The sequence below is a fragment of the Enterococcus sp. DIV1421a genome, from assembly GCF_051711025.1.
Taxonomy (GTDB): domain Bacteria; phylum Bacillota; class Bacilli; order Lactobacillales; family Enterococcaceae; genus Enterococcus_B; species Enterococcus_B hirae.
Window position 1 is genome coordinate 1238355 of record NZ_JBIOLU010000001.1, and the last position, 24371, is coordinate 1262725.

22 protein-coding genes are annotated in these 24371 nt (G+C 36.2%); all 22 read left to right on the forward strand.

Annotated features, from left to right (window positions below; translation table 11 throughout):
* The first annotated feature begins 346 nt into the window (after positions 1-346).
* The 22 genes from IGK21_RS05705 (at position 347) to holA (ending at position 24231) form a co-directional block, all read left to right on the forward strand.
* Complete coding sequence (locus IGK21_RS05705; RefSeq protein WP_158000816.1) at positions 347-631, forward strand: hypothetical protein; 285 nt, start codon at positions 347-349, stop codon at positions 629-631.
* Positions 632-637: 6 nt separating this feature from the next.
* Positions 638-871, forward strand: a complete 234-nt coding sequence (locus IGK21_RS05710; protein WP_034700689.1) for a hypothetical protein — start codon at positions 638-640, stop codon at positions 869-871.
* 658 nt (positions 872-1529) lie between these two features.
* Positions 1530-2111, forward strand: a complete 582-nt coding sequence (locus IGK21_RS05715; protein ID WP_034700688.1) for a hypothetical protein — start codon at positions 1530-1532, stop codon at positions 2109-2111.
* A 34-nt stretch (positions 2112-2145) separates the two neighbouring features.
* Positions 2146-3045, forward strand: a complete 900-nt coding sequence (locus IGK21_RS05720) for a hypothetical protein (RefSeq protein WP_034700687.1) — start codon at positions 2146-2148, stop codon at positions 3043-3045.
* A gap of 289 nt (positions 3046-3334) precedes the next feature.
* Positions 3335-3610: a UPF0223 family protein gene (locus IGK21_RS05725; protein ID WP_010719359.1), complete on the forward strand. Its 276-nt coding sequence runs from the start codon at positions 3335-3337 to the stop codon at positions 3608-3610.
* A 4-nt stretch (positions 3611-3614) separates the two neighbouring features.
* Positions 3615-4403 (forward strand): inositol monophosphatase family protein, encoded by a 789-nt coding sequence (locus IGK21_RS05730; RefSeq protein WP_252703179.1) that lies wholly within the window; start codon positions 3615-3617, stop codon positions 4401-4403.
* Between the two features lie 151 nt (positions 4404-4554).
* A complete protein-coding gene (gene typA, locus IGK21_RS05735) occupies positions 4555-6384 on the forward strand; it encodes a translational GTPase TypA (protein WP_010737451.1) in 1830 nt (609 codons plus the stop codon).
* A 918-nt stretch (positions 6385-7302) separates the two neighbouring features.
* Positions 7303-9054, forward strand: coding sequence for a DNA helicase RecQ (gene recQ / locus IGK21_RS05740; protein WP_034700685.1), 1752 nt, complete (start codon positions 7303-7305; stop codon positions 9052-9054).
* Positions 9055-9216: 162 nt separating this feature from the next.
* Positions 9217-9519: a DUF1507 family protein gene (locus IGK21_RS05745; RefSeq protein ID WP_010719354.1), complete on the forward strand. Its 303-nt coding sequence runs from the start codon at positions 9217-9219 to the stop codon at positions 9517-9519.
* A 2-nt stretch (positions 9520-9521) separates the two neighbouring features.
* The gene (locus tag IGK21_RS05750; protein ID WP_010719353.1) at positions 9522-10688 is read left to right on the forward strand and encodes an FtsW/RodA/SpoVE family cell cycle protein; all 1167 of its coding nucleotides are present in this window, start codon (positions 9522-9524) and stop codon (positions 10686-10688) included.
* A gap of 20 nt (positions 10689-10708) precedes the next feature.
* A complete protein-coding gene (locus IGK21_RS05755; RefSeq protein WP_010737454.1) occupies positions 10709-14137 on the forward strand; it encodes a pyruvate carboxylase in 3429 nt (1142 codons plus the stop codon).
* 13 nt (positions 14138-14150) lie between these two features.
* Positions 14151-15278: a CAP-associated domain-containing protein gene (locus IGK21_RS05760; RefSeq protein WP_181914938.1), complete on the forward strand. Its 1128-nt coding sequence runs from the start codon at positions 14151-14153 to the stop codon at positions 15276-15278.
* Positions 15265-15693, forward strand: a complete 429-nt coding sequence (locus IGK21_RS05765; RefSeq protein ID WP_010719350.1) for a YlbF family regulator — start codon at positions 15265-15267, stop codon at positions 15691-15693. The genes IGK21_RS05760 and IGK21_RS05765 overlap by 14 nt, the downstream gene beginning before the upstream one ends.
* Entirely contained in the window at positions 15686-16027 is a 342-nt protein-coding gene (locus IGK21_RS05770; protein ID WP_010719349.1) for a YlbG family protein, read from the forward strand. Before IGK21_RS05765 ends, IGK21_RS05770 begins: the two co-directional genes overlap by 8 nt.
* 105 nt (positions 16028-16132) lie before the next feature.
* On the forward strand, positions 16133-16732 hold the full coding sequence (gene rsmD / locus IGK21_RS05775) for a 16S rRNA (guanine(966)-N(2))-methyltransferase RsmD (protein ID WP_309578072.1): 600 nt from the start codon (positions 16133-16135) through the stop codon (positions 16730-16732).
* On the forward strand, positions 16729-17220 hold the full coding sequence (coaD, locus tag IGK21_RS05780; RefSeq protein WP_010719347.1) for a pantetheine-phosphate adenylyltransferase: 492 nt from the start codon (positions 16729-16731) through the stop codon (positions 17218-17220). The genes rsmD and coaD overlap by 4 nt, the downstream gene beginning before the upstream one ends.
* A complete protein-coding gene (locus tag IGK21_RS05785) occupies positions 17210-18253 on the forward strand; it encodes a SepM family pheromone-processing serine protease (RefSeq protein ID WP_025480486.1) in 1044 nt (347 codons plus the stop codon). The genes coaD and IGK21_RS05785 overlap by 11 nt, the downstream gene beginning before the upstream one ends.
* A gap of 671 nt (positions 18254-18924) precedes the next feature.
* Positions 18925-19137, forward strand: a complete 213-nt coding sequence (locus tag IGK21_RS05790; protein ID WP_438719048.1) for a hypothetical protein — start codon at positions 18925-18927, stop codon at positions 19135-19137.
* 566 nt (positions 19138-19703) lie between these two features.
* Positions 19704-20387: a ComEA family DNA-binding protein gene (locus tag IGK21_RS05795; RefSeq protein ID WP_181914940.1), complete on the forward strand. Its 684-nt coding sequence runs from the start codon at positions 19704-19706 to the stop codon at positions 20385-20387.
* Between the two features lie 18 nt (positions 20388-20405).
* Positions 20406-20888 (forward strand): ComE operon protein 2, encoded by a 483-nt coding sequence (locus IGK21_RS05800; protein WP_010719343.1) that lies wholly within the window; start codon positions 20406-20408, stop codon positions 20886-20888.
* Positions 20881-23151, forward strand: coding sequence for a DNA internalization-related competence protein ComEC/Rec2 (locus IGK21_RS05805; RefSeq protein WP_181914941.1), 2271 nt, complete (start codon positions 20881-20883; stop codon positions 23149-23151). Before IGK21_RS05800 ends, IGK21_RS05805 begins: the two co-directional genes overlap by 8 nt.
* Before the next feature lie 36 nt (positions 23152-23187).
* On the forward strand, positions 23188-24231 hold the full coding sequence (gene holA / locus IGK21_RS05810) for a DNA polymerase III subunit delta (protein WP_034700673.1): 1044 nt from the start codon (positions 23188-23190) through the stop codon (positions 24229-24231).
* Positions 24232-24371 lie beyond the last annotated feature (140 nt).

Here is a 24371-nt window from a genome sequence, read left to right on the forward strand (position 1 = left end):
TGAATTATTTGTTAGAACATTCGATGTTAAAATAGAGAAACAATAAATGTATTAAAAAGGAATTGATTATGGAAAATAAGTGAAATGCCTGAGAGTGGATGTATAGACGTTTGTACATAAGTGGTAGTGTTTCTGATAATTGAATAAAATGATCTGAGCAAGTGCTGTTGAACAGAATCTTACAAAAACAGTAAACTTATTTATTAACGGAACATACTAAAGATACAGCAGCCAAAATAATGAATGGAGATTTATTGCCAATAATAATGACTTGAATTTATTCGTTAGAAAAAGATTCAATAAAAATGAATCAAGTCAAATATAATAAAAAGAAAGGTCGGAAATGATGAGTCAAAGAGAAGAAGGCACTCAGGTACCTCCTAATATAGACGATATCAATCGTCTTCCACAACGGAACGATATTATGAAAATTATCAAAAAGAATCAAATGAACTATTTCAACCATCTATCAGATCTCTTTGAAAAAAATCCGTTAGCGTATTTTGAAATTGAAAAGACCATTATGGATAAATACGAAATTAAAGGTATTTCTTTATTGCTTTTGTTAAAGCGAGAAGGAAAAGGGCTTGCTTTCAGCGAATTATTTTATCCGCCATTGAAAAATATTTGAGATTTTATGATAGCAAGATTAATGAAGGAATGTAGACAACAGGCGTTCATTCAATTGAATGAGAAATACCATCAAAATGGGCATAAAAATGCTGAAATTACTGGTCAATATATTAGTCAAACACTTTGTGATAAAGAAGAAAAACATGATTTAATGGCAATAAGAGAACGTTTGCAGAAGGGTTTCGTAGCATCTCATACAGAAGAACAACGAGTAAAAACAGAAGAGAAATCGAGATAATTATAGCTCTTAGTTCTTTATCAAATCTAATAAGATTTCTAATAAACATCAAAATTAGTAACTTCAACTAGTTTTGATGTTTTTTGCTTCACATTAAAGTATGTTCTTTCAGCATTTCTTGTAGTAACTAGGAAAAAGTAGCGTTTTCTCAATCATAGTTAGTTGGTATCTCTTTGTGGGAACAATAAGCTGAAATTCATGGGGAAAGTAAATGATCCACGACTTCATTTGCTGTTGAATAGTGCTATAAAAAATTCCGCATAATAACCTACAACACTCCATTATACTAAAAATTTTTCGTATACAGTGTTGTAATATGAACATAATTTTCAAAAAAAAAAATAAAAGGGTCCTCCTTGTAATCGATTTCATGATAAGCTTTTTTTATAAAAAAGTTAATGAACTTATCTAGCTTAATTGGCAATAATTTTAGACTACGGTGATAGAATATGAAAATTGGAGAAAAAAGAGAAAACATCAAAACAATTTGCACACGCACTTATCTAGTTTGAATGATAAGATCTCGGTTACAACACAGAAAATTCAAATCAATCAGATGAGCGATGCTCTACAAACCACAAATAAAAAATGATATAAAAGTAAAAAGTATTGAGAGGGACGTTAGAGAGTTATGTAAAAAAAGAAATGGGGTAAAAAGATGAAGTTTACTCAAATACAAAAAATTCATGTAAATCCAAATGTTGGCAATGTGAATCGACATAATGACTATCGAACAATCCAACGTATATTTGAGAAAAGTGCATACAATTATTATGTTCATTTAACAGATTTATTTGAGAGAGAACCATTGAGGTATGCTGAAATTGAAAATATTATATTTGAAAAATATAAAATCGAAGGTCCTTCTTTATTAGATGCGCTAAAAAGAGAAGGAAAAGGGTTCCAACGCAGTGAATTATTATGTGCAAATGAAGGTTTTAGAAAAAGTGTCATCAGTGCGTTGTTTATAGAATGCCAAAAAGAATCTAGAATGGAAATTATTGCCAATTATTATAAAAATGGGAATGATATTGTAGAAACGACATTCCCTGATTTTAGTCGTCTAATAGGCGAAAATAATCGCAGAGAAAAAGAAGCATTCGAACAAAGAGAAAAAAAAAGAATAGAAGTAAAGCGATTGAACGCGATACATAAAGGTTTATCTCATAATAAGAAAATAAATGTAATTGATACTCGGAGCATCTCTCAGTCTATACTTAATGTAGAACTAAATAGATAGCAATTATTAATATTTTGTAGGAGGTAGTCAACAGATGAATAAAGAAGATAATAAACTAACAAAATCTTTTTTACTTAGGCCAGACAAAGATCTTCAAACTTTTGCACATTCAAATAAGATTAGTACCAAAAGTATGAAACAAATATTAGAAGAAAAGCTAAAATTTCCATGGGAAAAATTAAACGATTATTTACCAGAGCTATTAGAAAAATCAAGCTATCATTGTATCGTTGAAAAAATTTTGAGTGAACATTCAGAGTTTGGTAAAGTTGTTCCTCTCAGTGAAGAGGCCAATAGGGAAATAAGCATTATTATGAATAAAATAGGAATTTCTGAACAATCTCAGTTCAGTGAAATTTTACCCAAAGCAATTTTAGAAAATCCAATAAGTTTGGAGAGTTTTTCTGAAAATTTAGAAAAATATGTTTCTTCGTCTGAATTTACGATGTATATTAATGCAGCAGAGATTCCAAGTACTATATCATCAGAAGAGATACTTAGCGATAATATAATAAATTTTGAACTAAACAAAACGATTCAAAAATACAATGAACTAGCTGTTAATGGAGGAAATATCATTACTAAACGAGATGTTAAAAGCACCTTACTTCATTATTTAAGTAGAAAGGATAATGAATCATATAGGCCTAAGGTCGATGCAGAAGTACTTATTGAAGTTGTTGTCAAAGCATTGCCACATTGTCATTATATTAAAAATTCGTCTTTATCCTCTCAAAATTGGTTCTATAAGATTTTTTTAGAAAATGAAGGGAATTCTAAATTTGCTGAGCTACAGAAGGGGATGTTTAAATTAATTTCAAAAGATGAAACATACACTGCCACTAAAATAAATGAACAATATCGGATAAATCATAGTTTTGCTAATGAAGCGTCTATGAGCTCGTTAAACATACCTGAACATGAAGGACGTTAGTTTCATATGAAATCCCTTAGGAAAAGTAAAAATGTTAGATCTTTTTCTCTTATCTTAATAAATAAACCTACGTCACCGACAGAATTTATTTTCTCTATTTTGTTAGTGACGGTTCTTTGTATGAACGTGTGAATTTTTATAGACTATTACTTATTTTTCTTAGCTAGCGATAAAAACATAGTTATTCAACTATAAATTAATTATGTAAACTAGAAAATCGAAACTATTTGGTTATGTACTTATTCTTATGATACACTGATTTTGACTATAGGAAATAGGAGAATGAAGTATGCAAGATTATCAATACCCGCTTGATTTAGATTGGACCACCGAAGAAATGGTCATTGTGATGAAGATGTGGGAGGATTTAGAGTTAGCGAATGAAAAGGGCATCGATAATGCTCGATTTTTAAAATCATACCAACAATTCAAAACGGTTATTCCATCTATTGGAGAAGAAAAAAAATTAGGAAAAGAATTTGAAAAAGTATCAGGTTATTCATTGTATCGAACAGTTCAAGCAGCAAAAAAGAATCAGAAAAAAATCCTAAAAATGAATGGGTGAGAACATGAATAAACAAGAACTGATCCATCAGATCAAAATTTGGCTTAAAGAAGCAGCTGAGAAAATCCGTAGGGTACAAATCAAGACGTTGAAGGTTGATCAAAAAACCAATCGAAAAGATCTGGTTACCAATATGGATCGTGAAGTCCAAGCTTTTTTGATTGAAAAGATTCAGGCGTATAATCCAGAAGCAAAGATTCTCGCAGAAGAAGAAGGTTACAGTGAGTTAGAAAGCTTTGAAGGGCAAGTATTTGTTATTGATCCAATTGATGGAACCATGAACTTCGTACTTGAACAAGAGAATTTTTGTATTATGTTAGGCGTTTATCAAGATGGTGTTGGACAACTTGGTTTTATTTATGACGTGATGAAAGAAGCGCTGTATTGGGGTGGAAAAGATTTAGGTGTTTATATGAATAACCATCCGTTAACTAAGCCAGAAGACCTTCGTTTAAAAGATGGACTTATTGGTTTGAACGGTTATCTTTTTAGTCATAACCGGTGGAATGTTCGAACGATTGGTGAACAAAGTATGGGTGTTCGTATTTATGGATGTGCAGGACTAGAAATGATTGCACTTTTAAAAGGGAAACATATTGGTTATATTGCAAATTTGAGCCCGTGGGACTATGGCGCAGGGAATGTTTTACTCGCTGAATTTGGAATGAAATATAGCGGTATCTCAGGAGAAAAGCTAAAATTTCGAGGAAGAGAATATTATATTGCGGCTACACCTCAAGCCTATGATGAAATTCGGGCTCTTATTGCTGCGGCTGATTCGCTAAATAAGTAAAAAAACCGCAAAATTAAGAAAAATATGGCTAAAATATTAATTTTCTCGAAAAAATGAAAACATTTTACTATATTTCATGAAAAAAGTTTGCTATAATAAACAGTCGAGTAAAATTTCACTGTCATAAAGAACCGAGAAGGAGTTAGTTACATTGAACTATAGAAATGATATCCGTAACGTAGCGATCATCGCCCACGTTGACCACGGAAAAACCACATTGGTTGATGAATTATTGAAACAATCAGATACATTAGACGCACACACACAATTACAAGAACGTGCGATGGATTCAAATGCTTTAGAAAAAGAACGTGGAATCACGATTTTAGCAAAAAATACCGCAGTTGATTATAAAGGGATTCGTGTCAATATCATGGATACACCTGGGCATGCGGACTTTGGTGGCGAAGTTGAACGAATCATGAAAATGGTTGACGGCGTTGTCTTAGTAGTTGATGCTTATGAAGGAACGATGCCACAAACTCGTTTTGTTTTGAAAAAAGCGCTAGAACAACATATTACACCGATCGTAGTTGTGAATAAAATTGATAAACCTTCTGCACGACCTGAGTTTGTTGTTGATGAAGTATTAGAATTATTTATTGAACTAGGTGCAGATGATGATCAATTAGATTTCCCAGTTATCTATGCTTCAGCATTAAACGGAACATCTAGCTTGTCTGATGATCCAGCTGATCAAGAACCAACAATGGCACCGATCTTTGATACAATCGTTGAAAAAATCCCTGCGCCAGTAGACAATAGCGATGAACCATTACAATTCCAAGTATCATTGCTTGATTATAACGACTATGTTGGACGTATCGGGATTGGTCGTGTCTTCCGTGGAACGATCAAAGTAGGGGACCAAGTTGCCTTACTAAAATTAGACGGTTCAGTTAAAAAATTCCGTGTAACTAAATTATTTGGTTTCTTCGGCTTGAAACGTTTAGAAATTGACGAAGCAAAAGCTGGAGATCTAATTGCCGTATCAGGAATGGAAGATATTTTCGTTGGGGAAACAGTGACACCTGTGGACCACCAAGATGCTCTGCCAATTCTACACATTGATGAACCAACACTGCAAATGACTTTCTTAGTGAATAATTCACCATTTGCTGGCCGTGAAGGAAAATATGTCACTGCTCGTAAAATTGAAGAACGCTTGATGGCTGAGTTGCAAACGGATGTTTCATTGCGTGTTGAACCAACAAATTCTCCAGATGCTTGGACAGTTTCTGGTCGTGGAGAACTTCATTTGTCAATCTTGATCGAAAACATGCGTCGTGAAGGTTATGAACTACAAGTATCGCGTCCTGAAGTTATCGAAAAAGAAATTGATGGCGTGAAATGTGAACCTTTTGAACGTGTTCAAATCGACACACCTGAAGAATATATGGGTAGCGTAATCGAATCATTAAGCTTACGTAAAGGTGAAATGCAAGACATGATCCATACTGGTAATGGACAAATCCGTCTAACATTTTTAACACCAGCTCGTGGCTTGATCGGTTATTCAACTGAATTTCTTTCAATGACTCGCGGCTACGGCATCATGAACCACACATTTGATCAATACCTACCAATGTTACCAGGTCAAATCGGTGGACGACACCAAGGTGCGTTAGTATCGATTGATACTGGAAAAGCAACAACTTATTCAATCATGAGTATCGAAGAACGTGGAACTGTTTTTGTTGAACCAGGTACAGAAGTTTATGAAGGCATGATCATTGGTGAAAATAGCCGTGACAATGACTTGACTGTTAACATCACGAAGGCAAAACAAATGACTAACGTTCGTTCTGCTACCAAGGACCAAACATCTGTTATCAAAAAACCAAAACAATTGACGTTAGAAGAATCGTTAGAATTCTTGAATGACGATGAATATTGTGAAGTAACACCGGAAAGTATCCGTTTAAGAAAACAAATCTTAAACAAAAATGCACGTGAAAAAGCTTCTAAAAAGAAAAAATAATCATCTGTTCAACTTGTTGATACAGTGATGTTTAGCTTTGAGAAATAAACCGAAGAAGTCCAAAAATAGGAGTAACTATTTTCGGGCATCTTCGGTTTATTTTTTGTTCAGATGACTGGTAAATCAGCATTAAAGTGGATGAAAAGAAAAATACTGTCGGCAAATTTTGCTTCTCAATTTTTTAGAACGTATTCAATTGTTTGAAATTAAAAGGAGAGAATTGTTTTTCCTTTTTCTAAAATTGTTATCTGTGGAGAAGTTAATAAAAATTAAAAGAAAAATTCAATAAGTACGCTAAAAGTTTATTAAAAGTCTTTTTAAAATCTTTAATTACTTCGGTTTTTGTTTCACGAAAAGCTGAAGTTTCACAAAAAGCATGTTGTACTTGATTGCTTGGAGAAGTAAAATATAATTGACGTATTATAGTTATAGAGGGGCGATAGAAGGGTCAATAATAAAAGGTTGCTCTAGGCTTTTTATAAATAAAAAACAACTAAACCGTGGACGAGCGGCAGTTTTTTGACATAAAGCTGAGTTTCGTAAAACATGGGGAGCTGTTTCGAGATTATCATCCTTAATGCTCCTGCGATTACTCGGCGCAGTTTTTACTTGGTGAGCGCTCAGGTCAAAGCGCCCTTTTCACAACCTCTTATTCACGGTGTTCAAGCATCAGCTCCTTGAAATAAGCCTGAATTTTTCAAAACATGAGAAGCTGTTTTAAAAAATTCTTTCTTATTGTCATCGGAGCTTCCCGATGCTTTCACAACCTCTTATTCACGGTGTTCAAGAAGCAACTCCTCAGCAATAAGCGATGATTTTCTAAAATATGAGAAGCTATTTTAAAAAATCCTCTCTTATTCGCTCGGAGCTGATCGCTTCTTTCACAACCTCTTAAATCAACTAAAAAGTAGGGATAAAATGAATGATATATTAAAACAATACTTTGGTTATGAAGTATTTCGCCCTGGACAAAAAGAAATTATCCAAAAGGTACTTGGTCATGAAGACGTCCTAGGGATCATGCCTACAGGAAGTGGGAAGTCCATTTGTTATCAATTGCCAGCGTTGATGCTGGATGGCTTGACTGTGGTCATTTCTCCTTTGATCTCTCTAATGAAAGATCAAGTAGATGCCGCCAATCAGTTAGGCATTTCAGCGACATTTATCAATAGTTCATTGGATAGTTATGAGACTGCTTCTCGGTTTCGATTACTCGAACAGCAACAAATCCAATTATTATATGTTGCGCCAGAACGGTTTATCATGCCAGATTTTATCCAATCAATGAAACGTTGGCACGTGCAACTGATAGCGATTGATGAAGCGCATTGTATCTCACAATGGGGACATGATTTTCGTCCAAGCTATCTTCATATGGCAGAAACATTAAACACGTTTGATCAACGACCGGTCATTGTGGCATTGACTGCTACTGCAACAAAGCAAGTAGCAGAAGATATTAAAAGACTTTTAAAGATACCAATGGATAATCATATTCAAACGGGTTTTGCACGAGAAAATCTACGTTTACAAGTAGTAAAAGATCAAAAAAAAGAGCAGTACTTAATTGAGTATCTGCGTATCAATAAAAAGCAATCAGGGATCATTTATGCCGCTACCCGCAAAGAAGTTGATCGAATCTATCATTTGTTAAAGAAATTTGATTTCAGTGTTGGCAGATATCATGGTGGGATGAGTGAAAGCCAACGAACAGAAATCCAAGAAGACTTTTTATATGACCGTACAGAATTATTAGTTGCAACGAATGCTTTTGGCATGGGGATCAATAAGAGTAACATCCGCTTCGTCATTCATTATCAGATTCCTGGTTCTTTAGAAGCTTACTATCAGGAGGCGGGACGAGCAGGTCGTGATGGGCTCTTAAGTGAGGCTGTCTTGTTGTTTGCTCCCCAAGATATACAGGTCCAAAAATTTTTTATCCAACAATCCCAACGAGAAGAGTCACAAAAACAAAAAGAATACGAAAAATTAAAAGCAATGACGGAATACGTCTACATCGAATCCTGTCTGCAACAATATATTCTTACTTATTTTGGCGAAAAAAGTATCCCATGTGGAAGATGTGGTAACTGTTTAGATGAACGTGAACTAGTCGATGTAACGACTGAAACACAGATGGTGTTGTCTTGCTTGAAACGCATGGGTGAAAATTATGGGAAACAATTGTTGATGAAGGTATTAGCTGGTTCGAAAGAACAAAAAGTCAAGATGCTAGGTTTTCAAGCGTTATCAACTTATGGCTTATTAAAAAAATGGGCACAAAAAGATATTCTTCAGTTGATCGAGTATCTTATTTCTGGTGGTTATCTGTATTCAATGAACGGTGAATACCCCACGTTGAAAGTAACGGAACTAGGAATCGAAGTGTTAAAAGGGAAACAAAAAGTATTTAAAAAAGAAGCTGAAAAAGTCCAACAACTTTCTGATGAAGAAGCTGACACCTTATTTGAAACGCTAAGAGAGTTACGAACTGACTTAGCTTCTGAAGCAGGCGTGCCGCCTTATGTGGTGTTTTCAGATGCGACTTTAAAAGAAATGAGTCGACAACGTCCAAAAGATCGACTTTCTTTATTGCAGATAAAAGGGGTAGGACAAAGCAAGTTAGACAAATACGGGGACGCTTTTTTAGCACTGATACTTTCTAGTTAAGTAGTGTATCGTTTGTAAAATTAGTGCATCTATTGTTTTTGCTCATGATAGGCTAGCAAATAGTAAAAAAAGAAGAAAATCCCTGAGCGAAAACTGGGATTTTTCCCCGTTAGAATTTTAAGTATGTTATAATAAATAAACTTAGAATGGGGGTAGGCTTAGATGGATTCTCTATCAAATGAATTTGCAGTTCAAGTGCTTAAAGATGAATCAGAACGAATCAAACGCTTGATCAAAAATCAAAAAAATAGCCTGTGTATCTCACAATGTAAGGCATTTGAAGAAGTAGTAGATACGCAAATGTATGGCTTCTCACAACAAGTCGGATTTGCCGTTCGTGTAGGCATCATCGATAAAACGGAAGGACAATTGTTGCTGAGTGAGCTAGAGCGTGAACTGAACCGATTATATAGTGAGGTTTACCAAGAAAATTACGATAAAAAAGAAATTGGCAAGGAGGAGTAAACTTGCCTAAGAAAGTAAAAAAAAGGCATTTATTAAACTATAGTATTTTGATTCCTTACTTGATTCTATGTATTTTAGGTTTAATCATGGTCTATAGTTCATCATCTTATTTATTGCTAGAAAATGGAAGCAGTCCTTCCGCCTCTTTTTTTAACCAAAGTTTGTTTTGGGGCGTTAGCTTAGTAGCTATTGGACTTTTATATAAAATGAAAACATCCGTATTAAAAAATCAACGACTGATTATGGCAGCTATTGCTGTACTGACGATCTTGCTATTGATCGTTTTATTCTTCGGGAAAGAGATCAATGGAGCGAAAGGATGGCTTCAAATCGCTGGATTCTCTCTCCAGCCAGCTGAATACTTAAAGATCATTGTGATTTGGTACTTAGCATTAACGTTATCTAAAAGACAAAGAAGCGTTCAAAAAGATTTTGTTTCTACTGTTAAAAGACCGTTACTGTTAGTGTTGGCACTAACAGCACTAGTTGCTATTTTACCCGATTTTGGTAATGCAACTGTCATTTTTTTAATTATCTTAGTCTTACTTTTGGCTAGTGGTATCAACTACGTTTATACGTTGATCGTTGGGGTCGGTGGGGTTGGCTTGAGTGCTTTAGCAATCTGGTTGATCAATATCACCCACGGGAAAATATTTCCCGGACGTTTACAATATATCTATAACCGATTTGCCATTTATCAAAATCCTTTTTCTGACGAGTTGAACAAAGGTCATCAATTAGCTAATGGTTATTATGCGATGTTCAATGGAGGGCTTTTTGGTCGAGGTCTTGGAAATAGTATCCAGAAAAAAGGTTTTTTAAATGAAGCGCAGACGGACTTTATTTATGCCATTGTGGTAGAAGAGTTAGGCGTGATCATGGGGATCTTGATTCTTGCTTTACTGTTTTTCATGATTGTTCGGATCTTTTTGGTGGGGATTCGCTCAAAAGATCCATTTAATTCTCTATTATGTATTGGGATTGGTGCCATGTTCATGATCCAAATATTTATCAATTTGGGAGGGATAACCGGCGTTATTCCGTTAACTGGGATCACTTTCCCATTTTTGAGTCAGGGAGGATCTAGTTTATTGATGTTATCCATTTGTGTTGGCTTCGTCTTGAATATCAGTGCAGATGAAAAACGAAAAAGTTTAGGTTTATACTAAAAAGATGTAGGAGTGGTTTGATGGAAAAAGTTTTAGTTGCTAACAGAGGAGAAATTGCTGTACGAGTGTTTCGAGCATGTACAGAATTAGGAATTAAAACTGTAGGTATCTACGCAAAAGAAGATGAGTATTCCGTGCACCGGTTTAAAGCAGATGAAGCATATCTAGTTGGCGAAGGGAAAAAACCGATTGACGCTTACTTAGATATTGAAGGGATTATTGCCATTGCGAAAGCCTGTGGAGCGGATGCGATCCATCCAGGCTATGGGTTGTTATCTGAAAATCTAAGTTTTGCAAAACGATGCAAGGAAGAAGGCATCACTTTTGTAGGACCAGACTTACATCATTTGGATATCTTTGGTGACAAGATCAAAGCAAAAGCAGCAGCTATCGCAGCTGGAATTGCTTCGATTCCTGGGACTGATGGACCGATTGAAAAGGTCGAAGATGCTTTGTCTTTTGCTGAAACGTACGGTTATCCGATCATGATTAAAGCCGCTCTAGGTGGTGGGGGACGAGGAATGCGTGTCGCCCATGATGAAAAAAGCGCTCGAGAAGGCTATGATCGTGCGAAAAGTGAAGCAAAAGCGGCTTTTGGCAGCGATGAAGTGTATGTTGAAAAATATATTGCAAATCCTAAACACATCGAAGTCCAAATTTTGGGCGATAAACATGGAAATGTGATCCATTTATTTGAAAGAGACTGCTCTGTACAAAGACGTCACCAAAAGGTAGTAGAGGTAGCCCCTTGTGTCTCCATGTCGACTGAACAACGCGAACGCATCTGTCAAGCAGCCGTTCAATTAATGAAACACGTTGGTTATGTCAATGCTGGGACGGTTGAATTTTTAGTTGAAGGAAATGACTTTTATTTTATCGAAGTCAACCCTCGAGTCCAAGTGGAACATACGATTACAGAGATGATTACCGATGTGGACATCGTGACTACTCAATTATTGATTGCCCAAGGGAAAGATTTACACAGTGAAATTGGTCTGCCGCAACAAGCAGATATCAAACTAAATGGTTCTGCGATTCAATGTCGGATCACTACAGAAGACCCGTTGAATCATTTTCTTCCTGATACAGGGAAAATCGATACTTACCGTTCACCTGGTGGTTTCGGAGTGCGTTTAGATGTCGGTAATGCTTATGCAGGATATGTGGTTACCCCATACTTTGATTCACTTTTAGTCAAAGTTTGTACGCATGCGGCAGATTTTGATACGGCAATCCAAAAAATGGAACGTTGCTTAAAAGAATTTCGGATTCGTGGAGTCAAAACCAATATCCCATTTATGTTGAATGTGATTTCCCATCCTGAATTTCAATCAGGAAATGCTAAAACGACATTTATCGATAATACAAAAGAACTGTTTGAGTTCCCTCGTTTACGCGACCGTGGGAATAAAACAATGAAATACATCGGTGAAATTACCGTGAATGGCTTCCCAGGAATCAAAAATGGTGAAAAACCATTTTATGAATCTCCTCGGGTACCGAAAGATTTGATTAAACGCCCAGATTATCTGACAGCAAAAAATGTTTTAGATTCTGATGGTTCGGATGCGTTAGTCCAATGGATCAAATCGCAAGAAAACTTGTTATTGACTGATACGACATTTAGAGATGCTCATCAAAGTTTATTAGCAACTCGTGTTCGTACGAAAGACTTTAAAGAGATTGCTCAATTGACCGGTGAAGGATTACCTGAACTATTCTCAAGTGAGATGTGGGGAGGAGCAACCTTTGACGTCGCTTATCGCTTCTTGAATGAAGATCCTTGGCAAAGATTAAGAAAGATCCGAGCATTGATGCCAAATACGCTGTTACAAATGTTGTTCAGAGGTTCAAATGCAGTCGGTTATTCCAATTATCCGGATAACGTCTTAGTAGAATTTGTGAAAGAAGCAGCGGCTCAAGGAATTGATGTGTTTCGAATCTTTGACAGTTTGAACTGGGTACCGCAAATGGAAAAAAGTATCCAAGCGGTTCGAGATACAGGTAAGATTGCAGAAGCTGCGATCTGCTATACCGGAGATATCAATGATCCTAGTCGTGCAAAATATAATGTCCAATATTACAAGGACATGGCGAAAGAACTAGAACAACTTGGGGCGCATATCATTGCGATCAAAGATATGGCTGGCTTACTGAAACCACAAGCTGCTTATCGCTTGATTAGTGAATTAAAAGAGACTACTGATTTGCCAATCCACCTTCATACACATGATACGAGTGGAAATGGAATTATTACCTATTCTGCAGCTTCAAAGGCTGGGGTAGATATCGTCGATGTGGCGATGAGTGCGATGAGTGGGAATACAAGTCAACCAAGTATGAGCAGTTTGTATTATGCTTTGGTCAACGGTCCACGATTGCCAGAAATCAATATTCAAAATGCACAACAATTGAATCATTACTGGGAAGATGTCCGTATGTATTACAAACCATTTGAGAACGGTTTGAATGCACCAGAAACAGAAGTATATATGCATGAAATGCCTGGTGGACAATACTCTAATCTCCAACAACAAGCCAAAGCAGTTGGTTTAGGAAATAAATGGGATGACATCAAACAGATGTACCATACAGTGAACCTGATGTTTGGTGATATCGTGAAAGTTACCCCTTCATCAAAAGTTGTAGGAGACATGGCTTTGTTCATGGTTCAAAATGATTTAACGGAGGAAGATATCTATGAAAAAGGTGAAACACTGAGTTTCCCTGAATCTGTCATTACTTTCTTCCAAGGAGAGCTAGGACAACCGGTTGGAGGATTCCCGGAAAAATTACAAAAGATCATCCTTAAAGGACGAGAAGCGATTACTGAACGTCCTGGAGCTTTAGCTAAACCAGTTGATTTCCAACAAGTCAAAGCAGAATTAGCTGAAAAAATCGGCTATGAACCTAAACAAGAAGAAGTGCTGAGCTATTTGATGTATCCGCAAGTCTTTCTAGATTATCAAGCAGCCTATAATCAATTTGGTGATGTGACATTACTTGATACACCAACATTCTTCCAAGGGATTCGCTTAGGAGAAACGGTGAATGTTCAAATTGAAAAAGGCAAGATTTTGATTATTCGCTTGGATGAAATCGGCGAACCAGATATTGAAGGTAATCGTGTCTTATTCTTTAATTTGAATGGTCAACGTCGTGAAATCACAGTGAACGACCATTCGATCATCAGTACTGTACAAACACGTGTGAAAGCTGAACCAACAAATCGTGAACATATCGGTGCAACGATGTCTGGTTCTGTATTAGATGTATTAGTCAAAAAAGGCGATCATGTCAAAAAAGGCGATACATTGATGATCACGGAAGCAATGAAAATGGAAACGGCAATTGAAGCTCGTTTTGATGGTGAAATTGCGCATGTCTATGTAACAGATGGCGATGCGATCGCTTCTGGTGATTTATTGATTGAAGTGACTGAAAAATAAAGGTGGGAAAAAGATGAAACGGCTAGGGTTATTTGGTGCGATATTGTTATCAGTGATCATTGCATTTTACATGCAGCCGGTGTTGTTTCCTCCTAAACTTGAAGTAAAAAAAAGCTCAGAGCAAATCACTCAAAATCAAATGACTACGTGGAAATACCAGAAGTTGGAAACATCTGGCTTTTCCACGTATGTTGGTCAATCAGTTGATGAATTAGAGCAACGTTTTGGTGATCCTTATGAACGCTTGACGAGTGGGTTTGGTTTTGAAACAAGATATTACCATGATCAAATCAATCACTTATCCTTTGAAGCGAATATCACAAAAGATAAAGTTTCCACGATTAAAGTATTAAATACGGACAACTCAACGATTGCTCCTTTTTACTTAGGGATGACAATGCAAGATCTAACAGAGATCACCACGATCTATACGAATTTTAATTTTCAATACAATGGAACAGATGTCGGGATCGAATTGATGGAAGAAGATATGAATTATCGACCGTTGATTGCGTTTGATAATGATACGTTTGCTATTTTATTCTTCGACCAAAGTAGTAATGGACTGTTTTCGATCGTTTATTTGGATAAAGCTAGTTTGTTGAAACTTCATCCCTATCAAGTATTTGGTTCAGACTTACCGCAATATAAAATAGACGATCAAGTAGATTGGGCTGAAATCAATCAAGCAAAAGAAGGTCATAGTGTTCGATTGTTGAATCAGTTAAGGCAATTGGATCGCTTACCACTTTATAAGCAGACGACCGGTTTTTCTACTCAAACGAAATTGCTTTTAAGTGATTATCTTAATAGCCCAGAAGATATTTTGACGAAAGAACGATTAGCAGAATGGCAACAAATAGCGGGTAGTACAAACGCAACTGCTAAGTTTTCATTGACTACTGATGAAATTGATTCGTTAGTCGCAAAAAGAAAGCTTCCCCAATCGACCGGTGTCTTTACCCATCCAGTGATTGATCCAACGTTTACATTTTTATTTTTGTATAGTGATCCGTACTATCACGACCGCTTTTTAGTTAACACTTCCGATCTATTAGGAATTGCTTTTTCAAAAGAAAATATGTTAGTCTTAATGCAAGAAGAAGTTAAGGAGAGTACCGATAGCAGTGATAATCAATGAGGAATTATTTGCCTTAGAAGATCAATGTCAGAGCTTATCCAATTGTATCAAAAAAAGCGAGACGATGAAAAAATATTTAAAAGCTAAAAAAGTGATGGAACAATCAGCGGATGTCAATTTATTGATTAATGATTTCTCAATAAAAAAAGAACAGTTTGAAAAAGTTGTTCCTTATCAAAAATATGCACCAGAATTTCGAGAGAAGCAAAGAGCTGTTCGGTTAGCCAAACGCCAACTTGATTTGCATGAAAAAGTAGCGGATTTTCGTTGTATGGAAACACAATTGCAAGATCTATTGGATAAAATTAGCCAACAGTTAGCAGAAACGGTATCGTTGACGATTAAAATTGATGCGGGAAATCCTTTTTTTGAACAAAAGGGGCGTAGTGGATGTGGAGGTAACTGTCATGAATGATGAAAAAAATGAATTTCAACTAACGAAACGACGTGGGTTGATTGTCTGGGTATACAGTTTGAAACAATTAAAAAATTTGAAGAAATTTGGATTGCTTCATTACGTTTCACGTAAAATGAAATATGTCGTATTGTATTTGAATGAAGACACATTTGAGCAAACTGCAGAACGAATCAACAAACTTCATTTTGTTCGCAAAGTTGAACGCTCTTATCGTCCAGACGTCGAAATGAACTTTGCTGATAAGATTGGTACGAAGCAACCAGTCAAAGAAGAAGGTTTTGAGATTGAGGAGATCAACACTAAAATCCGTTTAGCAGACCATGTCTTTTAAACCTGTTTTGTGTAAATCATTCATCTCTTAAATAAAAAAGATAAAAATAACTTGAGAAAGCATGAAATTAATGGCGATCCAAGTTTTTTTATCTTTTTTTTTGGTATACTATTAACAGCACGATTTTTAAAAAGGAGTGAGTCAATGCGAGTCATATCAGGAACATATGGTGGACGACGCTTAAAGAGTTTAGCAGGGGCTAATACACGTCCCACCACAGATAAAGTGAAAGAATCGATCTTCAATATGATCGGTCCTTACTTCGACGGAGAAACAGTCTTAGACCTATTTTCTGGTAGTGGCGGGTTAGCTATCGAAGCAGTTTCTCGTGGCTGTGGGCATGCCTTTTGTGTAGACAAAAATTACCAAGCGCTAAAAATAATCCAAGAAAACATTAAAGTAACGAAAGAGCCAGAAAAATTCACCACGTTAAAACTTGATGCGGACAAAGCCATCGAAAAGCTGGCAAATGATCAGCAAAAATTTGATTATTTATTTCTTGACCCACCATATGCCAAACAAAAAATTCTTGACCAAATAATCAAAATGACGGAGCTGGACCTTTTTAATGATTCGGCAGTTATTGTATGTGAAACTGATAAAACAGTGGAATTACCAGAAAAGATTGCTGATTTTACGCAAATCAGAAAACAAACGTATGGTATTTCAACTGTGACTATCTACAGAAAAGAGGAAGCCCTATGAAAAAAGCCTTGTTTCCAGGCAGCTTTGATCCGTTCACGAATGGGCATTTAGATATGGTTGAACGAGCAGCAAAAATGTTTGATGAGGTCATCATTGGGGTATTTGTGAATACGTCAAAAAAACATCTATTTACCGTTGATGAAAAAGTTACATTGATTACTCAAGCTGTTCGTCATCTTCCGAATGTTAAAGTGTACCACCAGGAAAATCAATTAACAGTCGAGATTGCGAATGAATTAGCTGTTCAAACCATCATTCGTGGTATCCGTAGTGTAAAGGATTTTGAATATGAACGGGATATTGCTCAAATGAACCATCATTTAAATCAAGAAATCGAGACGGTCTTTTTATTGGCTAAACAAGAATATAGTCACGTTAGTTCTAGTTTATTAAAAGAAGTCTTACACTTTGGGGGAGATGTCAGTGACTATCTTCCACCAGTAATCAACGAAGCGTTAGCTGGAAAGCGTGAAAATGATGGACTTTAAAAGATGGTTAAAGACGATTCTTGTCATTTTTTTAGGGATATTTATTATTGGGTTCGTGGTAATTCCACTTCCTTTTTATGTGGAAGCACCAGGAGCAACCATCAATTTGAAAGAGCTGATTACCGTCAATGGGAAAAAGGACAAAGATTCAGGTTCCTTTTCATTAACTTCAGTGGGCATCCGTCGAGCAACTGGTTTTACAGCAGTCAAAGCTAAGCTAGCACCGTTTGAAGATTTGATTAGCGCTGAGGAGTTGACTGGCGGGGCGACTAGCGAAGAATACAATCAAATCCAACAATATTATATGGAGTCTTCCCAAAATGCAGCGATTGAGCAAGCACTAAAATTGGCAGGGCGCTCTTACCAGATGGAATTTAAAGGTGTTTATGTCATGAGTGTCGAGAAGAATTCCAATTTCTATGGAAAATTAGCAGTTGGTGATACAGTCACAAAAGTTGATGGACAAACCTTTAAAAGTGCAGAAGCATTTATGAAGTATGTCAAAAGTAAAAAAGTCGGCGATACGGTCACGATCACCTATCTCCGAGATGGCAAAGAAAACGAAACTTCAGGTAAATTGATCGAACTGCCAACGGATAATAAAGCAGGGATTGGGATTACTTTAACCGATCATACGAGTATCAAGTCGGATACAGATGTAATGATTAATTCAGGATCAATCGGAGGGCCGTCTGCTGGTTTGATGTTTACCCTGGAAATCTATGAACAATTGACCGGTAAAAATCTTCGTCAAGGGAAAGAAATTGCTGGTACTGGAACGATCAATAGCGACGGTGAAGTTGGGCGAATTGGTGGTATTGATAAAAAAGTGGCTAGTGCAGACAAAGCTGGCGTTGAAATATTCTTTGCACCGGATGATCCAATCTCAGATGAAATCAAGAAGAAACATCCAGAAATCAAAACCAATTACGAAGAAGCCAAAGCTGCTGCGAAAGAATTGAACTCTTCAATGAAAATTGTACCAGTGAAAACCGTACAAGATGCCCTTGATTATTTAGAAAAAATGAACTAAAGATTCATTATAAATCGTTTTGTTTCAACAACATTTTTTTATCGTTGTTCATGAAACAGTTTTTGAACGAATAAATAGACAGACAAAATTTCCTTTAAGATTGATGTTTTCAATGACTCAGCCTTAACGGAAAGCTTGTCTGTCTCTTTTTTATAGAGAAACTAAAATGAATAGAAACTAGCCATGAGGGGATTTATGTGTATGAGGTAAGCTTTTTTATTCGTTTGATCAGTAAAATAAAAGTTATTTTTAACTGCGTCAGTTGATAAAGAGTTTAAACTTATTATGGAAAAAATTTTCGGTGAAATGAAAAAATAGGAAATAAAGTGAAGATGTATGATATAATCGAAGGACAGAAAAATGAATACAGTTAGATGATCAGATCGTTCTAAGTCAGTGTTTTTTTACTGATTCCCTAGTAAAAACTACGTTGGCACACAGCTTTTAATTTTTACATTTATCCGATTCATTGGGTATTCTGAAAATAGAGGAAAGAGCTGGAGAATTTTATTCTTGAAATCTATTTAAAACCAACTACCACTTTTATTTTGTGATCAAGTCCTGTTTGTTTTTCTAAATTTACTTGGAGAGGATTAATGATGAGAAAAAAAGCGATTGTAATTATAATGATTCAAATGGTGATTTATGTTAGCTCAATCATAGGTGCGTTTATGAATAGAGGAGTTATTACAAATTGGCCTTTTTTACTTTTGTTATTCGGAATATGTATCGGTAATTTTGTGCCAATCGAGTATCGGACTAGTTTCAATTCTACTGATCCTGGGATTATTCTAAAAAATCATACAAGACGGTTAGAAAACATTATTTACATGATCATCACATGTCTCGTAATCGTACTAGTTACCTATCTGGATATGGTATAACGACTAGTTTAGACAATGGAATATTTTGTCCGTAAAAAAATATCTTATAAAATCTATGTAAACTAGCTCACGATTATTCATGAGGAAAAGCGAGTCTTTGACTTATTTAGGAGACTTGAACACTTGGAAAGTTGATGTAGTTGAGGCATTGCTCTTTGGCATAGTGAGAATAATTGTACATAGCCGCTAGAGAGACAGTGGCAAAGATATCGGATTTAGGATTACTTAGGTAAGTCGGGTACATGCTCAAAAAAATCAAGGAAGAGCTTCGCTAAGAGTGTGAACTTGAAACTATTTTTCAAAAACGAATAGAAAAATAGATAAACATCAAAGTCAGTAAAAGTGATTTTGATGGTTTTTGCTAGTTAATGAAAAGAGGAATATAGACACTATATCAACGCCTATTCCTGAAATGTTTAAAGGTATGAAAGATTCATTCTTCATAAAAATAATTGTCCCAAAAGTAGGTTTATTTTCATGCAGAAAAATGGTTTGACGTATTTAATCATGAAGAGAAAAACTTCTTCAGAATTTAAAGAAAGGAAGCCAATCGGAAAATAGTCACAATGAGCGAAGAATGGAAGAACAAACGAAAGCGTTTCTACACTAGCAACTTTTCTTCACCAAAATTTGTGATCGGAGGGATCTTTGGCGTCATAGGAGTCATCATCCTTGGTGGAATGATGGTTCATTTTTTCAGTCAATCAAGTAAAAAGGATCAACTATTTTTGACAAACCAATCGATTGAGGCTCAGGAAAAGAACAGTTCTGAAACGAAGCCAATTGATGAAACGGTGAGTACATCGTCTAGGTCAGTGATTTATGTCGATGTGAAAGGAGCGGTAAAACGGCCTGGAATGTACGCTTTTGTGGCAGAAGATCGGGTCTTTGATGTCATTCAAAAAGCAGGTGGGCTGACGGAATCAGCTGACGAGAAACAGATCAACTTTGCAGCAAAAATAACGGATCAACAAATGCTGTACGTTCCTGAAGTAGGCGAAGAAATTCCAGAAAGCTCAAATGCTAGTCTAGCGACGGTAGATAACCCAGATCGAGTGCATCTTAATACCGCTGATCTTTCGCAATTGCAACAAATACCGGGGATCGGTGAAAAAAAAGCCCGAGAAATTATTCAGTATAGACAAGACAACGGGTCGTTCAAAAGTATTGACGAGCTTCAAGAAATAGACGGAATTGGTCAGAAGACAGTTGAAAAAATCAAAAACTTCGTTACAATTACTATAGAATAAACGATAGAGGTGGCTAATATGAGCAATGAACGGATTCCTTGGGACCAATATTTTATGGCTCAAGCAGTATTATTATCATTGAGAAGTACTTGTACACGATTAGAAGTCGGCGCAACTTTAGTAAGAGAAAAACGGATCATTGCTGGAGGCTACAATGGCGCTGTTAGTGGGGATGTTCATTGCATTGATGAAGGCTGTTATATCGTCGATGGTCATTGCTTGCGAACAATCCATGCGGAAATGAATGCTTTATTACAATGTGCAAAACTAGGCATACCTACGGAGGGCGCAGAGATTTACGTGACTCATTTCCCTTGTTTAGCTTGTACAAAAGCCTTATTACAAGCAGGAATCAAAAAAATCAACTATTTACATGATTATCGAAATGATCCGTATGCACAATCATTGATCGAACAATTAGGTGCAACTGTTCATCAAGTATCATTGGATTCTACTCACTTTTCTAAACTCCAAAAAGAATTATCAGGAGAACATGTTTAGTAGATTTTGTGATCAAGCACAGAATCGATTCATTTTTCCAGCGATTTCTTCGATTTTTATTTGTTTGTTTTATTATACAGACAGATGGCATTATCGTTTGATTTTCGCTGGATTTTTTTTGTTTTTTTTACGGAAAGAAAATAAACAAATTATTGGTTTAAGTCTCATTTGTAGTACGCTGGTTTTATTTTCTTGCTGGCTTAAAGAAACAAAACCAATCGATGATCAAAGGACGTTGGAACGTATCATGGTCGCCTCAGACACAGTGAAAATGAATGGAGATTTAGTGACTTTTATTGGGCACACAACGGACAAGCAAAAGATTTCTTGCAGCTATTATGCCAAATCTGAACAAGAAAGAAATTCTTTTCTTGTTCTTAGACATGAAGCGATTGAATTAATTGTAGTCGGGGATTACCAAGAAACTTCCAAACAAAGGAATCCTTATGGGTTTGATCAAAAAAAGTATGACCAAATACATCGGATCAAAGGACGATTTCAGATACGCCAGATCAAAGAACATTTGAATCGTAATGCTTGGCAGAATATGCTGAGCAGAACACGAGGAAGGTCTATTACGTTTATTCAAGAACACTTTAGTCACAAGGTGAGTGTCTATATGAATGCTTTGATCTTTGGCTATAAAGATAGTCAGTTTTTAGCATCAGAAGACACATATAAAGAAACTGGCTTACTTCATTTATTCAGTTTGTCAGGCATGCACATCCAAACTTACTTAGGTTGGCTCTATTATCTGTTTCGCAGAGGAGGGATGACATTAACTGCTAGTTATCTCCCACTAGTTGGGGGGACTTTGGGGTATTTTAGCTTATCTGGGGGCTCTGTGTCAGTGAAAAGAGCGGGGCTGTCATTCTTATTGAAATTAGGGCTAAAACTCCTCAATGTCAAATTTTCTTCTTTCGATCATTATTCGATTATTTTATGGATACTTTTGCTGATCGAGCCGCTTTGTCTTTTCCAAGTAGAGGGCCAGCTAAGTTTAGGAATGAGCTTCTTCTTTCTTTTGTTGTCTCACCCAACCATTAAGTTTCAAAAGTTCACTACTATCGTGTTATTTAGTATCGGCATCATGCCACTGACAGCTTGGCATTTTTATGAATGGTCACTATTAGGGAGTATGTTGACTCTTCTTTTTGCTCCTGTTTTTAAGAAAGTATTTCTTCCTTGTTTGACGTTTTTATTTGTTTTTGGCAGGGTATTACCTCCAAGTGTTAGCGAGTTGCTTGATTCTTTTTTAGTCCATTTCGAGAGATTACTAGATTCGTTGAGATTTGCCAATCTAGTGATTGGGCGACCGAATGGCTGGTTGTTAATATTTAGTTTAGGCTTTCTTTTATGGCTTATAGAGAAAAAGCAACATGAACCATTTCAATGCGTGACCGCTGCACTCCTTGTACCCATTATTCTCATTTTTGGTCGTTTTCTTCAATTCGGAAGTAGCATCACTTTCACCGACGTAGGGCAAGGAGACAGTATTTTTTTTAAAGCGCCGTTTTTAAAAGAAATCGTTATAATTGATACTGGTGGAAAATTGAGTTTTCAAAAAGAAGCTTGGCAAGAGCGAAGGGTTAGACCATCTGCAGAGTTCAATCTTGTCCCATTTTTAAAAGGAAATGGCATCCGACACATCAATAAACTGATATTAACGCATGACGATATCGATCATGTGGGAGAAATCACGACATTAGCAAAACATTTCAAGATCGATACGATTTATATTGGTTGGGGAGCTGGCAAAAGCACCTGGCTCCATACGCAGTTGCAGAAATTGGAAAAAGCAGGAACCACTATTTGTGAAGTCAGGCAGGGTGATTGGATCAAAGGTTATTTTGATTTTTTTGTGTTGTCTCCGATTACCCAGGGGAAGGGCGAAAATGAAGATTCGATTGGCTTGTCAGTGACTCATCAGTCCTGTCGTTTTCTCTTTTTAGGTGATTTAGATCAGCACGCAGAAGAAAAGATCGGAAACGCTTATCCAGATTTAAAAGCGGATGTGATCAAATTAGGACATCATGGCAGCCGCACATCTAGTCATCCACAGTTCATTTCGCAATTAGAAGCAACCTATGGTGTTTTATCCTGTGGCGTGAATAATTTATTTGGTCATCCTCATGAAGACGTACTAGCGACGTTAAAGCAGAATAAAGTCACTCCTTTGCGTACCGACCGTCAAGGCGCAATTACTTTTAAATGGCATCCCTTTTGGTATCCAAACGGAAAGATCCACACAATGATAGACTAGCAATTCCCAGCTACTCATGGTAGGATAAATTTGAAAGTGGTGAACGAAATGAGTATTCAAGCAGATTTACAAAAAATCCGTAAAGAAAAGCTTGCGCCTTGTTATTTGATTCTAGGTACTGAAAAATATTTACAGGATCAGGTAAGAGCAGAAATCCAGAAAAAAATTCAAATCGATAGTCAAGATGACTTGAATTTCTTAAGTTTTGATATGGGGAATGCTAGTATTGATGAGGTGGTTGCTGAGGCAGAGACTTTGCCATTTTTTGGTGATCAACGCCTAGTATTTGTAGAAAATCCCTACTTTTTAACAGCTGAAAAAGTGAATAATGGGATTGAACAAAATACGGATCTACTGATTGATTATTTAAAAGAACCTTTAGAATCAACAGTTTTAGTGTTTTTTGCTCCCTATGAGAAATTAGATGAGCGAAAAAAAGTAACGAAACAATTAAAAAAAGCTGCTGTGACCATCAATGTTCAGCAATTGAATGAAAAAGAAGTACGTCAGTATTTATTGAATACACTGGAAAATGCACCGTTTCAAATGGACCGTAAAGCGATTGATCTGTTTTTACGGTTAACGGATCTCGATCTATCAAAAATGATGAGGGAACTGAATAAATTACTATTGTATGGGCAACAACAAGAACTGATCACTGTTAAAGAAGTGGAACAGTTAGTCCCTAAAACCTTGGAACATAATCTTTTTGATATGACACAATATATTCTTTCCGGGAAAACAGAACAAGCGCTACGGTTGTTTGAAGATTTAATTACCCAAGGAGAAGAAACCATTAAGATCAATGCCATCTTGCTTTCACAAATACGTTTGTTTTTACAGACCAAGTTTTTGATGAAAATCGGTTATCAGCAGGCTAATATTGCTGAGACTTTAAAGATACATCCTTACCGTGTAAAATTGGCGATGCAAGAGGTACGTAAATTTGATGAAAAGATCCTAAGGCGTTTATTTGACGATCTGGTTGAAATGGATTACCAAATCAAAAGTGGTAAAATCGAAAAAGAATTAAGCTTTCAATTATTTGTCTTACGAACAGGTCAGCTTTTGAAGAGTTAAAAAGAAGAGAAAAACAATCGAAATAAATCCAAAAAGAACGCTTGAAACGATGATGTTTTGAGCGTTTTTTAGACATCAATTGTTTTAGAATAGGAAGTGCTGAGTCAGCCGCAGCTGGTTTACTAATAAAAAGAATGGAA

Coding starts and splice junctions, on each gene's coding strand:
- IGK21_RS05720 (WP_034700687.1), top strand. CDS start 2,146: ATGAATAAAGAAGATAATAAACTAACAAAATCTTTTTTACTTAGGCCA.
- IGK21_RS05710 (WP_034700689.1), top strand. CDS start 638: ATGATAGCAAGATTAATGAAGGAATGTAGACAACAGGCGTTCATTCAA.
- IGK21_RS05795 (WP_181914940.1), top strand. CDS start 19,704: ATGAGCGAAGAATGGAAGAACAAACGAAAGCGTTTCTACACTAGCAAC.
- IGK21_RS05705 (WP_158000816.1), top strand. CDS start 347: ATGAGTCAAAGAGAAGAAGGCACTCAGGTACCTCCTAATATAGACGAT.
- IGK21_RS05730 (WP_252703179.1), top strand. CDS start 3,615: ATGAATAAACAAGAACTGATCCATCAGATCAAAATTTGGCTTAAAGAA.
- IGK21_RS05755 (WP_010737454.1), top strand. CDS start 10,709: ATGGAAAAAGTTTTAGTTGCTAACAGAGGAGAAATTGCTGTACGAGTG.
- recQ (WP_034700685.1), top strand. CDS start 7,303: ATGAATGATATATTAAAACAATACTTTGGTTATGAAGTATTTCGCCCT.
- coaD (WP_010719347.1), top strand. CDS start 16,729: ATGAAAAAAGCCTTGTTTCCAGGCAGCTTTGATCCGTTCACGAATGGG.
- IGK21_RS05805 (WP_181914941.1), top strand. CDS start 20,881: ATGTTTAGTAGATTTTGTGATCAAGCACAGAATCGATTCATTTTTCCA.
- IGK21_RS05790 (WP_438719048.1), top strand. CDS start 18,925: ATGAATAGAGGAGTTATTACAAATTGGCCTTTTTTACTTTTGTTATTC.
- IGK21_RS05800 (WP_010719343.1), top strand. CDS start 20,406: ATGAGCAATGAACGGATTCCTTGGGACCAATATTTTATGGCTCAAGCA.
- IGK21_RS05770 (WP_010719349.1), top strand. CDS start 15,686: ATGAATGATGAAAAAAATGAATTTCAACTAACGAAACGACGTGGGTTG.
- IGK21_RS05725 (WP_010719359.1), top strand. CDS start 3,335: ATGCAAGATTATCAATACCCGCTTGATTTAGATTGGACCACCGAAGAA.
- IGK21_RS05785 (WP_025480486.1), top strand. CDS start 17,210: ATGGACTTTAAAAGATGGTTAAAGACGATTCTTGTCATTTTTTTAGGG.
- IGK21_RS05745 (WP_010719354.1), top strand. CDS start 9,217: ATGGATTCTCTATCAAATGAATTTGCAGTTCAAGTGCTTAAAGATGAA.
- IGK21_RS05715 (WP_034700688.1), top strand. CDS start 1,530: ATGAAGTTTACTCAAATACAAAAAATTCATGTAAATCCAAATGTTGGC.
- IGK21_RS05760 (WP_181914938.1), top strand. CDS start 14,151: ATGAAACGGCTAGGGTTATTTGGTGCGATATTGTTATCAGTGATCATT.